The 14,488-nt window shown below is 35.9% G+C and carries 18 protein-coding genes and 2 pseudogenes; 8 read left to right on the top strand and 12 right to left on the bottom strand.

Going from position 1 to position 14,488, the window contains the following annotated elements:
- The first annotated feature begins 216 nt into the window (after window positions 1–216).
- From COE25_RS27880 to COE25_RS32445, 4 genes and pseudogenes are all read left to right on the top strand, one after another.
- Window positions 217–1,569: an arsenic transporter gene (locus COE25_RS27880; protein WP_088090414.1), complete on the top strand. Its 1,353-nt coding sequence runs from the start codon at window positions 217–219 to the stop codon at window positions 1,567–1,569.
- A 23-nt stretch (window positions 1,570–1,592) separates the two neighbouring features.
- The gene (locus COE25_RS27885) at window positions 1,593–2,267 is read left to right on the top strand and encodes a DUF2642 domain-containing protein (RefSeq protein WP_088087275.1); all 675 of its coding nucleotides are present in this window, start codon (window positions 1,593–1,595) and stop codon (window positions 2,265–2,267) included.
- A gap of 969 nt (window positions 2,268–3,236) precedes the next feature.
- Entirely contained in the window at window positions 3,237–4,442 is a 1,206-nt protein-coding gene (locus COE25_RS27890) for a COG4705 family protein (RefSeq protein ID WP_098934965.1), read from the top strand.
- A 211-nt stretch (window positions 4,443–4,653) separates the two neighbouring features.
- Window positions 4,654–4,746: pseudogene (locus COE25_RS32445) on the top strand (YjcZ family sporulation protein); the annotation flags it as partial.
- Between the two features lie 223 nt (window positions 4,747–4,969).
- Here the strand turns inward: COE25_RS32445 and COE25_RS31120 are convergent.
- The gene (locus COE25_RS31120) at window positions 4,970–5,197 is read right to left on the bottom strand and encodes a hypothetical protein (protein WP_180247640.1); all 228 of its coding nucleotides are present in this window, start codon (window positions 5,195–5,197) and stop codon (window positions 4,970–4,972) included.
- Here COE25_RS31120 and COE25_RS27900 point away from each other — a divergent pair.
- On the top strand, window positions 5,119–5,412 hold the full coding sequence (locus tag COE25_RS27900; protein ID WP_098934976.1) for a CotD family spore coat protein: 294 nt from the start codon (window positions 5,119–5,121) through the stop codon (window positions 5,410–5,412). The two genes, COE25_RS31120 and COE25_RS27900, sit on opposite strands and share 79 nt — an antisense overlap.
- 241 nt (window positions 5,413–5,653) lie before the next feature.
- Here the strand turns inward: COE25_RS27900 and COE25_RS27905 are convergent, their stop codons facing one another.
- From COE25_RS27905 to COE25_RS31125, 6 genes are all read right to left on the bottom strand, one after another.
- The gene (locus tag COE25_RS27905; RefSeq protein ID WP_098934967.1) at window positions 5,654–6,505 is read right to left on the bottom strand and encodes a DegV family protein; all 852 of its coding nucleotides are present in this window, start codon (window positions 6,503–6,505) and stop codon (window positions 5,654–5,656) included.
- A gap of 162 nt (window positions 6,506–6,667) precedes the next feature.
- Complete coding sequence (locus tag COE25_RS27910; protein WP_098934968.1) at window positions 6,668–7,486, bottom strand: SPL family radical SAM protein; 819 nt, start codon at window positions 7,484–7,486, stop codon at window positions 6,668–6,670.
- Between the two features lie 158 nt (window positions 7,487–7,644).
- The gene (locus tag COE25_RS27915; RefSeq protein ID WP_098934969.1) at window positions 7,645–8,265 is read right to left on the bottom strand and encodes a bifunctional transcriptional activator/DNA repair enzyme AdaA; all 621 of its coding nucleotides are present in this window, start codon (window positions 8,263–8,265) and stop codon (window positions 7,645–7,647) included.
- 88 nt (window positions 8,266–8,353) lie between these two features.
- Window positions 8,354–9,067, bottom strand: coding sequence for a 2OG-Fe(II) oxygenase (locus COE25_RS27920; protein WP_088087269.1), 714 nt, complete (start codon window positions 9,065–9,067; stop codon window positions 8,354–8,356).
- A 225-nt stretch (window positions 9,068–9,292) separates the two neighbouring features.
- Window positions 9,293–9,508 (bottom strand): helix-hairpin-helix domain-containing protein, encoded by a 216-nt coding sequence (locus tag COE25_RS27925; protein WP_098934970.1) that lies wholly within the window; start codon window positions 9,506–9,508, stop codon window positions 9,293–9,295.
- A gap of 138 nt (window positions 9,509–9,646) precedes the next feature.
- A complete protein-coding gene (locus tag COE25_RS31125; RefSeq protein ID WP_179195807.1) occupies window positions 9,647–9,817 on the bottom strand; it encodes a hypothetical protein in 171 nt (56 codons plus the stop codon).
- Between the two features lie 185 nt (window positions 9,818–10,002).
- On the opposite strand from COE25_RS31125, the gene COE25_RS27930 reads away from it, so the two are divergent.
- Both COE25_RS27930 and COE25_RS27935 read left to right on the top strand, forming a co-directional pair.
- Window positions 10,003–10,374 (top strand): VOC family protein, encoded by a 372-nt coding sequence (locus COE25_RS27930; protein ID WP_098934971.1) that lies wholly within the window; start codon window positions 10,003–10,005, stop codon window positions 10,372–10,374.
- Between the two features lie 91 nt (window positions 10,375–10,465).
- Window positions 10,466–10,864, top strand: a complete 399-nt coding sequence (locus tag COE25_RS27935) for a nuclear transport factor 2 family protein (protein ID WP_098934972.1) — start codon at window positions 10,466–10,468, stop codon at window positions 10,862–10,864.
- Between the two features lie 270 nt (window positions 10,865–11,134).
- Here COE25_RS27935 and COE25_RS27940 read toward each other — a convergent pair whose 3' ends face one another.
- The 3 genes from COE25_RS27940 to spxA form a co-directional block, all read right to left on the bottom strand.
- Window positions 11,135–11,470 (bottom strand): IDEAL domain-containing protein, encoded by a 336-nt coding sequence (locus COE25_RS27940; protein ID WP_088087265.1) that lies wholly within the window; start codon window positions 11,468–11,470, stop codon window positions 11,135–11,137.
- 309 nt (window positions 11,471–11,779) lie between these two features.
- Window positions 11,780–11,914: a BA3454 family stress response protein gene (locus COE25_RS27945; RefSeq protein ID WP_088087264.1), complete on the bottom strand. Its 135-nt coding sequence runs from the start codon at window positions 11,912–11,914 to the stop codon at window positions 11,780–11,782.
- Between the two features lie 96 nt (window positions 11,915–12,010).
- Window positions 12,011–12,406 (bottom strand): transcriptional regulator SpxA, encoded by a 396-nt coding sequence (gene spxA / locus COE25_RS27950; RefSeq protein ID WP_098934973.1) that lies wholly within the window; start codon window positions 12,404–12,406, stop codon window positions 12,011–12,013.
- A 571-nt stretch (window positions 12,407–12,977) separates the two neighbouring features.
- Between spxA and COE25_RS27955 the strand changes: the two genes are divergently transcribed.
- A complete protein-coding gene (locus COE25_RS27955) occupies window positions 12,978–13,814 on the top strand; it encodes a dienelactone hydrolase family protein (RefSeq protein ID WP_098934974.1) in 837 nt (278 codons plus the stop codon).
- Window positions 13,815–13,869: 55 nt separating this feature from the next.
- Here COE25_RS27955 and COE25_RS27960 read toward each other — a convergent pair.
- Window positions 13,870–14,076, bottom strand: a pseudogene (locus COE25_RS27960) (IS3 family transposase); the annotation flags it as partial.
- A 37-nt stretch (window positions 14,077–14,113) separates the two neighbouring features.
- Window positions 14,114–14,488, bottom strand: a 375-nt coding sequence (locus COE25_RS27965) for a group II intron maturase-specific domain-containing protein (RefSeq protein ID WP_306573054.1), incomplete at its 5' end; no start/stop codon positions are given.

Here is a 14,488-nt window from a genome sequence, read left to right on the forward strand (position 1 = left end):
TGAATCGTTGTTTTTTAGACTCTAGTTGATTTTTTGGAAAAACGGGTACATACCCAAAGCCTGTCCTATTCGTGATACATATAAATACAGTACAACAACACAAGAGGGATAGATGGAAGGGGGGGACAAGAGTGGACTAACTATTGAGGGGGTTAGGTCGTCTCATGGAACCATCATGAAAAACTAGCTAGAAAGAAGGAGAAAAAAATGCAACCAATGGTTTGGATAACCGTTTTATCTTTTTTGGTTACCCTCGGATTGATTCTTTGGAGACCTAGAGGCATTAATGAAGCTATACCTGCCACGATAGGTGCGATTATTGTCATACTCAGTGGAAGTGTTTCTCTAACAGACCTCGGTATAATTGCAGAAACGATAAGCGGTGCTGCGATAACTATTATGGCAACGATTGTAATGGCGATTGTCTTAGAGAGTTTTGGATTCTTTAACTGGGTGGCAGAGAAGCTTGCGGAAAAAGCAAATGGGTCTGGCATCAGATTATTCTGGTATGTCAATCTTTTATGTTTTCTCATGACACTCTTTTTTAATAACGACGGCAGTATTTTAATCACAACTCCAATCCTAGTCATGTTATTAAACAACATGGGCTTAAAAAACCATCAAAAAATTCCGTATTTGCTGTCTGGAGCCTTAATTGCGACTGCTTCGAGTGCTCCAATAGGTGTAAGTAACATTGTCAATCTGATCGCTCTAAAAATCGTGCATATGAGCTTGTATTTGCATACGGCGATGATGTTTGTTCCTGCCACGCTTGGTTTACTACTGCTGACTTGGCTCTTGTTCCTTCGCTTCAAAAAAGTCTTACCGAAAACCGTTCCTACTAAGATTACTGGGCGGTCACTCCCTTCTTACCATCCACTTAAGCCAAGTCCTATGAAACATGGTACAGAGAAGGAACGTTCAAGGTTTATGCGAAACGTCCTCCTGTTTGTATTTGCAGTCCGTGTCAGTCTATTTGTAGCTTCGTTTCTTTCCATTCCAGTCTCTCTTATGGCTGTAATTGGCTCGCTGGTCCTTTTAGGATGGAGATGGGCTTATTTAAAAATACCTCCAACTGATATGCTGAAAAAAACGCCGTGGTATATTATCGTGTTCGCTTTTAGTATGTATGTAATTATTTACGGTCTGAATAATATCGGACTAACAGACTGGTTGATCCAATTTATGCGTCCAATGGTTTCTGGAAGCCTGCTCAATGCAAGTGTGATGATGGGTGTACTTCTATCAGTACTCTCAAATATTTTTAATAATCACCCTGCACTCATGGTTGGAACCCTCACGTTGACGCATATGAATCTAGATCTACTCTCCTTGAAAATCGCCTATCTGGCGAACGTCATTGGCAGCGACATGGGTTCCTTACTACTTCCTATGGGAACGTTGGCTACGCTGATGTGGATGCACATTGTAAAGCGTGGAAAAGTAAGAATCACTTGGTGGGAATATATAAAAGTAACAGCTGTCGTTATACCGCCTACTGTATTATTCACATTAGTGGTTTTATATTATTGGGTTTCTTGGCTCTTCGGTGGAGCACTCCAAGGATAATTTGAGAAAAAAGGAGAATTAAGATGCTTATAGATTTTATAGATTCAATAGGAATTCAAATTGAGGTTGAAATTTCAGGAGGCGTTATTCACAAGGGAATCCTAACAGATGCTGGGTTGGACATCATTGTTTTATACGATGGCAGGACCGATTCATACCTCTATATTCCATTTGTTCATGTGCAAAGATTGAAAGAAACCATTTTAGATGAAGAATATACCTCTTATAACCCTCCTTCAGAAAAACCAATTGAAACGGATGTAATATCGTTTCGTAAATCATTAACGATTGCTAAAGGTTTGTTTGTCAAGGTTTACGTCACAGGGAATAAATCAATTCATGGTTATATAACTAGCATTATGAACGACTATTTTGTCTTCCACTCCCCTGTGTACAAAACAATGTTTATTTCGATGAATCATGTTAAATGGCTAATTCCGTATCCCCCTAATACAATACCATATTCTTTAAACAAGGAAAATCTACCCCTTGTGCCTATACCCACTCCTTTAGCCAGATCCTTTGATGAACAGTTGAAAAGATTAGAAAATCAACTAGTTATTATAGATGGTGGAGAAAACACTGAAAAAATAGGCTTACTTCAAAAGATTCGTAATAACAAAATGATTCTTATAACAGCTGAAGGGGAAACGGTTTGTCGCAATTTAGAGCATATCAAAACAATACAATTACCGTAGATACCTTATGTAATAGATAAGGAACTTAATAAACTCATCTTTAACCAAAAATAAGTAAGTAGGTGATGTCCACATGAGAAAACAAAAGAAACAAAAAAAATAATCCAACCAGAGTTTGCCGACGAGGATGGATTACTCAATCACTTCTAAAGTTGTTTGTTAGACCGTGTCGTTCAAGTCACGGTCTTCTTTATGGTGTACCACATATTGTATTATATGTTGTTTGGTTTAATTTTGTTTAAGGTAAAAAAATATTGTAGTTCTATCCTGCTGTATTATCTCCCCTAAACTAATAAAGTCAATCTTAATTGGCACACCCAATAAATTAACTTTTGAAAATCCCTCGTATTTAAATATTTATGCATTTATTCTTCAACTAAACTCCTCTATATAGAAAGGAAAATATTCAGATACCATCAACAATGAAATTGGGATAGACTTGAAAAGCTTAATATTTCCCCTTTCTGGTAAAATAACTTCAAGTAATCCCTTCTCATCCTTTTCACCTCCCAGTATGAAAAATTACTTTCCCTTCTTAAACACTCCTGGACCGTAAATACAATAAGAAAATGCCGCTTATACTTAACAGACACTTAAGTTAATTTTAATCAGTTTTTAATAAATAGCCCCCCGATTTCTATTATAGTAGAGAAGTAGAGACTAACATCATCACAAATGAAAATGAGCGATGGAAACAATGACTACTTCCAAAAAGGAGATGAGTTCCTTTTTAAGAAAACTCAGCATTTTCTAAACAAACTGAAATAGTCCAACCTTCAGATCGGTAAATGATAAGCAAAGAATCACAAGTCACCATATTTTTTGAAATCGTCAAGATTATAGCAACCATTGTGGGAGAAACAGCGCGGACTTCCTAAATGATAAACCTGGATTTGGATAGGTATCCTTATTTAGAGAGAGAAATAAAATTAAGTTGTGGGCAACCACTTTAAAGAAAGGAAATTATATATGCAAGAAAACCAAAATAAAATGAAAATTTTACTTAACAAAGTGCCACAAGTGACGATTTTCTTTTGGATCATCAAAATTTTGTGTACAACTGTTGGTGAAACATTTGCTGATTTCATCAATTTCAACATTGGACTTGGTTTAACTCTTACTACCATTATTATGGGAGCTGCATTTTTAATTGCATTGTTTTTTCAATTTAAAGCAAGCAAATATGTTCCAGCGATTTACTGGGTAACAGTTGTTCTTATAAGCGTATTTGGAACATTGGTAACGGATAACTTGACAGATAATATGGGCGTAGCACTTGAGGTTAGCACAGCTGTTTTCTCGGTGCTACTAGGACTGACTTTTCTATTATGGTATCTTAGTGAAAAAACACTATCGATCCACTCGATTTTTACTAGAAAAAGAGAGGTTTTCTACTGGCTTACGATCCTTTTCACCTTTGCACTTGGAACAGCGGTCGGCGATTTATACTCCGAACAACTTGGTTTTGGTTATCTTAACACAGGAATAGGCGTTGTTATTATTATTGCTCTTGTGTTCTTAGCTTATAAATTTTTGAAACTTGACGGAGTATTAGCTTTCTGGATTGCGTATATTTTAACTCGTCCGCTTGGAGCGTCAATTGGAGATTACCTATCTCAATCAAAAGTAAATGGCGGATTAGGACTCGGGACAACCGTTACGAGTGTGATTTTTCTTATCGCTATTTTAGCGATCATCGTTTTCCTTGCCGTTTCAAAAATTGATACAAATGTTAAAAGTGATATAGCGGAAACAAACCAAAGAAATGCAAATAAGAAACATGTGCTAACACAAACGATTGTTGTACTCGTAATTTTCTTAGTTGTTGGTATAGGTGGTTATAACTGGCGCAGTAATAATATTGCATCACAAGGTGCTGAAGAGCAAGCTACATTAGCAGGTCAATTAAACGATTTTGTTAAAATTGAAAATGATGTGCTAAACGCTGTAAATAAAAACGACTTTGCTTCAGCGAAAAAAGGGGCAGATGAATTAGAACATCAATGGGACACACAGGAACCTAAGCTTCGAAAAATCGATGGCGCTACATGGACAAATATTGATGGAACAATTGATGTTGTATTAGCAGCAGTTCGTTCATCGAATCATGATGTAAACAAGTGTAAAACAGCACTTAACAATTCATTTAGTACCCTAAACGTAGAAAATAAATAATAATCTTAGGAATCGCCAATCGCGGTTCCTTTTTAAATAGAACTTTTATTAAACTGCTTCGTTAGTTCAACAAATACCTTAGTTTCCTAACGCCAATTGAATAAAAAGAAAAATTAGCTAATAATTTCAATTTATTCGTTTTAATTTATCTCTCAACAAAACCCCGTTCCTTACATATGGTAGTTTATGTTCTCAAAAGGTGGTGTTAAATATGAGCGAAGGTACTAATTTCGGATCCGGATTTGCTTTTATTGTTGTACTGTTTATTCTTTTAATCATCGTAGGTGCATCCTTTGTTGGTGGTAGCTATGGCGGTGGCTACGGTGCTGGCTACGGTGGAGTTGGTTATGGTGGAGGCTTTTGTTGTTAATCCCCTCACGTCAAAACAACGTTAAGATTTCGTACTCTGACAGGTCGTTATGACCTGTCTATTTGATTAACTTTAAGGTACTTTAACATGCTTTCCGATTCCTCTTTTGAACAAATCAATCTTTTAGTTTACATAATTTTTATTTCAAAATTAGGTATCAAACTAGTCCACACAATAAAAGTTCACATAGACTAATGATGTAACAAGACAAATTCATATGGAGGTCATTTAATGATGAATAGACAAAGTGGGTTTGGTGGTTTTCCACCCAATATAATGCCAAATCAGATAGCTCCATTACAACCGATGCAAGCCCAATACTTTCCACCACAAGGATGTCCACAATACTGCCCACCTCAAGTGTTTCCTGCTCAGTATGATCCACCGTTGGTTTCACCAGGACAACAATATGTTAAGACAAATATATTCAATAAAGTTGTAACGCATTTACATACTTCTCACACGACTACAGTCAATATGCAAATGATTAATCATCAACACTATTTCCCACATACCGAGTCATGTGTAAATGAATGTTGTGAAACACATACAATGTGCGGAGTTCCATACAATCCTTGTTGTCCGCCAAGACCATTTTAATTCTAGCTTCTTTTATCCCCCCGGTTAGGGGGGGGTATTTTGTTAGCAAATACTAAACAAATGCATATCCTTTAAAAATTCTGAGAAACAAATTCTCCTTAAGTACCTTTTTTACTGAAAATTAATAAGTCGTTCTTCTTCACAATATGGGTCAATAGGAAGAAAAATAAAACAATACAGTTCCTAAAAAATTTCAGCTAAGGTTGTTGCTAATCCCATATAAGTACTGGTTTTGACCGTACTATACTTCTAAGCCTGCAATTCCGATACCACCAGGTCCAGCATGTGTAGAAATCATTGCGCCTGCTTGAATCCATTTTACATTTTTGAAACCTGTTTCTTTTGCGAATTCATTCATCCCCTGCTTAATCCTTTCATCAAGTCCGATAGAGTAAAGTAGATAGAGTTGTTCTCTATCAATTTCGTATTGATTTAAATAATCTCGCATAAGTTTCTCGGAAACAACATCCATTTTCCCACGATATTTTTTTGTTGAAACAAGATTTCCATCAATTAGTTCAATACGCGGTTTTATTTTTAACAAAGCCCCACCGAGATAAGCTAGATTACTGACTCGTCCTCCTGCCCTTAAAAATTCTAAACTTCCGGGAACGAAAGCCAGTCTTGATTTAGGAACTTTTGATTCAATCTTCTTTACTAATTGGGCAGGGTCAATTGAAGGTTCATTCGCTAATAAGGTAACCGCATACATTACAATCGCAGTTAATCCACCTGTTACGTTCAAAGCATCAATTAGAAAAATATCATTCAAATCTTCCGTTGCGATGATTGCATTTTGAAAGGAAGACGATGCCTTTGACGTATAACCAATATGTATAATGATGCAATCTGGAAAATCATTTTTTATCTTCTTGAAAAATTCAAGATATTCATGGGAATTTGTCGATGTTGTAGAGGGTATTTTCTTTGTCCGCTCGTAGTAGTCATAAATATCCGTTACAGGTATCGTTCCATCTAAGTAATCCTGCCCATCGATAATCACGTGCATCGGGACCACCTGGACATTATGTTTATCAGCTAATTCTTCAGGTAAATCCGCACCACTCTCTGTCGACAAAATAATTCCTCTCATAAATATCCCCCATTTCTTACTTTAATTTCTCTCCAGTCCTTCGGAGACATCCTTGGGATGTTTACGCAATATTGGGACCTAACGGTGTGAATGTATTTTTGCCATTTCTATTTTCATTACTTTTCTTATGATTTTTACACATGTAATCACACCCTGTTCTCTTTACGGCTCAAACCCTTTCTGGCTCAGATAAACCTGATTTTCCGGAAAGATATCTATAAATCTCTTATATACTTTTTTAATAACTTGCGGTCCATACCATTCTTCTAAACCAAGTTGGGCATATTTTTTCTCGATTCTAAGTTTTCTTGTGCGTTTTCCTCCACTGCCATCCCCCATAAAGTAGTCATCCATACATATCCGATCGACGAATGGCTTCAATTTCTCAGGAAAATATTCTCCACTCGGTAATATGGGTGCGATCGCCACTTGGGTTGGTATACCTGCATCCACTAATTTTTCCAATGTCTTGAAGCGTGCCTGAATAGGAGGGGCCTCTGGAGTAAAATGTTTACGTATCGTTTCCGAATCCGTTTCAATCGTCATACTTACCCGGACTTTATCTTTTAAATGCCGCAGCAAATCGATATCTCGACTTACAAGTGGGCTTCTCGTCTGTACTAATAAGAATTCAGGTGGATCTTCTACCATAACCTCTAGTAAAGAACGTGTTACTTTTTCCTTATGCTCTACGGGTTGATACGGGTCTGTACTTGATGACATGAAAACGGATACATTTCCTTTGGCTTTGGCGCGATGAAGCTCCTTCCTTAATAAATTCGCAGCTCCGTTTTTAACATCAACCCAATTTCCCCATTCCCCTTCTCGAAAGAGGGATACAGGCATTTGACGTACATAACAGTATGAACACCCAAATGAACAGCCTGTATAAGGATTTAGTGAATGAGTATATCCAGAAAGAAAGCCTGTACCTTTATTAAGTATGGTTTTCGGGTTTTTATAGAACAATTCACTTTTCATTTAGGGACCTCCTTTCCATTCAATGTACCTAAATAATCACTTATTGCTGGATGAGATCTGTCTTTCCAGATTCAAATGCAATTTCTTCACTTCTAATTCACCACGATAGCTGGTTAATGATCGATACTTAGAGGGTTGGTTTATTCTTTGATTCCCTTTTACATTTTCTCCATTTTACTCATTTGACGAAATTGTGCTGGTGTAAGTCCGGTTTTCTTTTTAAATAATGTAATAAAATAGGACGCATTAGGCATACCTACACATATGGCGAGATCCGCAATCGCTTTATTTGTGTGAATCAAATACTCTTTAGCAGCGTTTACTCTCACCTGTTGGATATATTCAACTGGTGTGATGCCTTTAATTTTTTTAAACGTTCGATGCAAATGATAGGGACTCCCATGAGCAATATTTGCTAATGTTTCTAGAGTTAATTTTTCTATGAAATTTTTATCAATGTATTCAGTGATAAAAGCCACCCACTCACTATCAGGCAATCTCTCATTAGTAGGCTTGCAACGTTTACAAGGGCGAAAATTTGCACGGAGCGCTTGTTCTGCGTTTAAAAAAATACGTATATTTTCTTTTTTGGGAATGCGAGATTTGCAAGATGGTTTACAGAAGATTCCTGTGGTCTTTACAGCATAGAAAAATTGATTATTGTACGAAGCATCATTGTCTATAATTGCTTGCCACTTTTCATTTGTCATCATGTCCACGTCAGTCAAAATTCCATGTTCTTCACAATCTTGTAATTCATTATTGATACGATCCGGCATTTATCTCACCTCTCCTTACATTATACCCCCTATAAATTCAGAATTTACAATTCTAGGAATGAAATAGCAAGATATAAAAATTTAATATTTATTTTGAATCATGAAAAATGATTCCAAGACCGTATCGTTCTCCAGAGGTAACCGTACTTACTCCGTGACGAACCGTATTTTTGTAATACCCTTTTTTACCAAGAGCAGGTCTATGGTTACTAGGAAAGATTAGAGCACTGCCTTGTTCTAGAGTAATCACATGCCCCCTGCTCTGAGCACGAGGAATTTGTTCCACTAATAAGGACTCTCCACCGCAAAAGTCTTTATCTCGTTGATTTAATACAAATACTACTTGAAATGGGAAAAATACATCTCCATATAAATCTTGGTGCAAACAATTAAACCCGCCTGTTTCATACTTTAATATTAGGGGTGTCGGTCTAGTTTGTTCATATTCTTCACATGTTCTCAAAAATTCTTGAAGATGATCTGGAAACAGTTCTGGTTTCTTTAAATAGCCCAACCATCGATTTGCTGTTTTAGCCAACTCTGGATAAAAGGACTCTCTTAAACTTTGGATGATCTCAGGTAATGGATAGGAAAAATATTTATACTCCCCATTCCCAAAGCGATATCTCGTCATATTGATTGTCGTTCTGTATGACTCTTCCTTACTATAAAGTTTCATGAAGAAGTCGCATTCCTCTTTTGTTAATATTGCTGGAAGCTTTGCAAACCCTTGCTCATCTAATTCGTTTTGAATTGAATCCCAATTTAAACTTTTTACACGTGTTTTTATATCTTGGACCATTTTTATCGCCCCTATTTAGCTTTCTTGATGATTTACACTATAGCCTAATAAATAGAAAAAAATAAGGTGTTTAGAATATAATAGCAAGATAACAAAGGGCCATGGTGACGGTTCCTGTGGACTTAAAATTACATCCTTTGAGCCATATGAGAGTATTTCTGGTAAATAAAAAAGTTCCTTACAAAATGTAAGAAACGTTGAAAAATAAGCTTTTCTTCTTTTTACTTATTTTCCAGCAAAAGATAATTGTTTTCCTTTAAGAGCTTCATTCAGTATTCGCACCGCTTTCGGTCCAACACCATGTAACCTCAGTATTTCTGACTCAGTAACCTTTGTCAATTGATCAAGTTTATAGTAGCCAGCATTGATAAGAGCTCTTGTAGCAGGTTTACCAATATTGGGGAAATCATTTTCTAGTGGTATATTATTGAATTTGTCCATATTTTCTCCTTTCATTATTGAAGAACTAAATCTTTATTTTTTTACTTCGATTCTCAGTAATATATCAAACTAAATCTATAAATAAAGAACTAAGGTATCGATTTTCACACATCCAATTCAATCCCTTAAATAATCATTTTAATGATGTTCCAGGAATTTAATGGCTGACCGAATAGACCGAATAAGACTTGGTCCGATTAATTCTGCTATATCCAAAAAGATATCAAGGAATTCCCACCATATGGATTCCTTTCCTTCTTCTTTTCTCTTGTCTCTTCGGGCTTTTCTTCTCTCTTTAAAGGTATTCACCGTACTCCTCTCCTATCTATCTCGTATCTATAGTTTTAACATTAATAAAAGTATATTTTTGCAATTTTTATTTTTTGTTTGGCATGTGAAATAAACCCACGACCCATTTAATTATATGGGAAATGTTGAGAATTTCAAAGCACTCATTTATAGTAAAAATAGATAAGTTAGAAGGAGGAGTATATATGAACCTAGGAGCTTTTTCAGTGAGTTTAAACGTTAAAGACATTCATCTATCTAAGTCATTCTACGAAAAACTGAGATTTCAAGCTTTTGGTGGTGACATTAGTCAAAATTGGCTTATTATGAAGAATGAAAATTGCATCATTGGGCTATTCCAAGGAATGTTTGAAAAGAACATTCTGACCTTTAATCCAGGGTGGAATGAAAATGCCGAAAATCTTGAATCGTTTACGGACATTCGAGACATTCAAAAACAACTTAAGTCTGAAGGAATAAAAATGCTGACTGAAGCAACTGAAACAACAGAGGGACCAGCACATTTTATCATTGAAGATCCAGACGGGAATCAAATTCTTGTCGATCAGCATCGATGAAAAAAGAGGAAATAACGGCTGAAGAGTTTTAGTACCTTAAACTTCTATTTATTTCTAACAGTATAATTCTTGAAAGGAAAGGATGATTGAAATGAGTACGGATCAGCAGTCTACATCCAACCCCTCACTCAAAGAGAAAGCTGTGTCTTTTCTTCAGCTCGTAGCTTCAGGGAAAGTTCGTGAAGCATACCAGACATACATAAGTCCTGACTTTCGTCACCACAACCCCTATTTCCGTGGTGATGCAGAATCACTCATGCTTGCGATGGAAGAGAACTCAACTATGAACCCTCATAAAATACTTGAGGTCAAACTTGTACTTCAAGAGAGAGATATGGTTTCAGTTTACTCTCATGTGAAACAAAATCCAGAGGATCTTGGAGGAGCTGTTGTACATATCTTCCGTTTCCAAGATAACCAAATCGTTGAATTGTGGGATATAGGACAACCCCTACCAGAGGATTCCCCTAATGAAAACGGCATGTTCTAACTTAGTTAAATGGATGTGCAGCTAAAACACGTTTATCCTTTTTGTACTTGTTTGTTCCGAAATTTAATCTGACAAATTAGGAGATTACGTGGATTCGTTTTTCATGAAAACAGGTAACACATTTAAGCAAATGCTTATGTAAAAAAGGTGCATTAATCCGTTTCTGGATTTATGCACCTTTTTGTTCAACTATTTGGACTAACCCTTTCCAATAAACATTGGATATTCCTTTTATCAAAATTCAAACCAAACGGAATTCAATGTGTAGTTTTAAAGTACTCCATTAACTAGCTGCTTCATCGCGTTTAATTCCGCAGAAAGCGCCAAAAACCATTCCTTATCCCCTGTTGATAAAGCCAGATCTAGGAGGAATTCAATTTGTGATTTGTTGGTTACATTAGAAACAGGCAGTTTTTTCACCCGTTTACTTAAAAAAGGAATTGTTTTGCCAATCGCTTGATTATTGTCACTTGTAACAACCGTTACCTTCACTATTCCTTCTATACTTGACAGTGATTCAATATAACCAATGATTAATTCGCCCTCCAGTGATTCTGCCTTAATCCAATCCCCTGTTTTTAAAATCGTATTATTATTGGAGAACATAGTTTTTTTCACCTTCTTAATTTTTTTTCGTTTAATCCTAGGATATGCCAGCATTAATTAATCTGTAATCTTTTTTATTACATTTTTCTTAAAGAAATCTACAGTTCTAATCCGGGCACTCACGCTTATTAACAAAATGACAATCTCTTTGATTGAATACACCTTTAAATATTCTCCCAGATGTTCTTCTACTCCGAAGAAAATGTTACAGAGAACTCTTTTAAAATTAATAACGTACTGGTCTACTAATCATTACAGATTGGCAAGTCAAGAATATAGCTTTTCTAAGTCCGTGGATATGCCGATTATTTAAATCTCCCATTGTTTTTTGACTTGTTCTTCTGCGATCCGTTTAATTTTTTCCCATGTCATATCTTTTTCCGCTAGGACATTGGTATGGTAATTCCGATTTTTATAATTTACTGTCACGAAAACTTCAATCATCCGGTATTCCTCCTTTTAAAAACATATATAAATTAAATATATTTTGGCTTTAGTTTTAAGTGTAAAGACTAAGGATTTTGCCCTTATTATTTCATTTTAATTGGCCTCTTTTTGCAATTCGGTGTACAAATAATTTCGTATCCTACGGGGCAAAAAACTACGAATTTCGTCTTCGTTATATCCAACCTGTAATCTTTTTTCGTCGAGGATAATTGGCCGGCGCACCATTTTAGGATGCTCCATTATTAATTTATACAATTCATTAAGCGGAAGAGTTTCAATATTTACGTTTAATTCTTGGAACGCCTTCGAATTAGTTGAAATAATTTCGCTCGTCCCCTCTTCCGTCATGCGAAGAATCGATTTAATCTCATCGACTGTAAGGGGCTGCGATAAGATGTTTCTTTCCATATACTCAATTCGATGCTCTTCAAGCCAAGCTTTAGCTTTTCGGCAAGAACCACAACTCGGTGTGGTATAAACAGTCACCATACTTTTACACACTCCTTAGTGTATTTTGGCAAGTATTTTTAAATGTAATAAAAAATCTTACAGTTACTATACTGTAAATTTAATCGATACAGTTCATTTTGTCAATTGTAAAGTTTTGGATTGATTATCAAATGTATATGGAAGACATTTTGACAAAGCTATCATTATACCATCTATAACCATCTTCGGTTTTAGTTTTTCATCAATATTTATTGAATGTTTGCCGAAGGAAGAAGACGATTTAGTAGCAGGATAACCTCCATCTACTATGCGGAAGTTATTAACAAATAAAGGCAAAACGAAACAAACTTCAATAACTAGGAGGATTCGTTATAACAATAAAAAAATACATCTCGACTTATTGTAATAATGCACCCCGTTAGCTGAATAAAGCATAATATTTTTTCTTCCTTATTTTTCCTTAGAATGGATTTTCCCCTTTTATAAAAGTGATAAAAACTACATATATTAACGGTCTTTTTGATTTCTATTCTTAATATTTTGATTTTATAGAGGAGTTTGCTAACATGTTAATAGGAATAGCCAATTACAATTAAATGGAGGGGATCGCATGGCGTTAGAAACTCAGTGGGTTCGTTATGGAAAAAACAAAGAACATATTGGATATATAGCAAAGATGGATCGTGCAAATGAAAACCTTCCAGCTGTCATTGTTATCCAAGAAATCTGGGGTGTGGATGCACACATTCAGGACATAACCAATCGATTTGCACAGGCTGGATACCTTGCGTTTGCGCCTGATTTATATGCCAATGACGGAGAGAGAATCGAGGATCTACGGACGGAACGAGTGGAAGAGGTTAAGGCATTTCTGGACTCTTTACCTCATTCCGCGTGGAACAATCCAGGCGAAAGAGATAAAGCGTTAGCTGAACTGGATGCAGAAAAACAAGACCGTGTGACCAAAACCTTTGAAAGAATGTTTGGAGGCATGCACTCTTCTGACTATATCGAGAAGCTTTTAGCCACCACGAAATACATAAGGGAAGAAAATACTTCGACCAAGGGTCAAGGTGTTGTTTCGATTGGATTCTGTATGGGTGGAGCCCTATCCGGACTTTTGTCCTGCCGTGATGAGCAGTTAAATGGAGCGGTTATTTTTTATGGGAATGCACCGTCTGAGGACGAATTACAGAATATTAATTGCCCTGTATATGGATTTTACGGGGATCAAGATAAACGTATTACGGACAATGTTCCTGCTTTTGCAGAACAGATGAAACAAAACGGTAAGACTTTTGACTATCAAATTTATCCTCAAACAGGACATGCGTTTTTTAACGATACACGAGCATCCTATAATGTCGTTGCAGCTAGGGATGCTTTCCAAAGAGTATTAAGCTTTTTCCATGGAATTTTGAATCCGAAAGGGAATAATATTGGTTAAAGTAAATAAAACACCACATAAGTGAAGTGAACCAAAAAAATTAGACATATATATTTTAGGCAACCTGTTGGACCTGAGACCTGTATTCTACTGGGCTCAGGTCCATTAACTTTTTCTTCATGCGGATATTGTTGTAGTAGTGAATATAATCATGTAATTCCTGTATAAAATGCTCAATACTTTCAAACTCCTGGAGATAGAGAAGTTCTGTCTTAAGGATGCCAAAGAAGTTCTCGATAACGGCATTATCGAGACAGTTTCCCGCGCTATTAACGCACACGGCTCCTCCTAGTTATCATTTACAGAATGTAGCTAATCTCTTTTCTTAAATCATATATACTCACTTTTATTCTTGGTGATGGAAGTGGATATTTATTAAGAAATAGACTGAATTTATCCCATGTAAAGGATTTCCTTTGGCTTCTTCTATTGAGCCACTTAAACAATAACTTTTCGATTTTGTCTTTGAAGTTGTTAACATTTTGGGTATTATCAGAGATGCAATAATAGTTGTAATAACCTATTAGTGAGCGTTTAAATCTATCCATAATCGTATGAATATCTTTACTTCTATTACTCTTCAGCCATTCTTTCGTTTCTTTTAGTTTACCTTGTACTTTCTTTCTACTTGATTTCCGTTTTACTCGAAATTTCCCTTGTTTACTTTTACCGCA

Origin of the sequence: Bacillus sp. AFS031507, assembly GCF_002584635.1 — a bacterium.
Classification (GTDB): Bacteria; Bacillota; Bacilli; order Bacillales; family Cytobacillaceae; genus Neobacillus.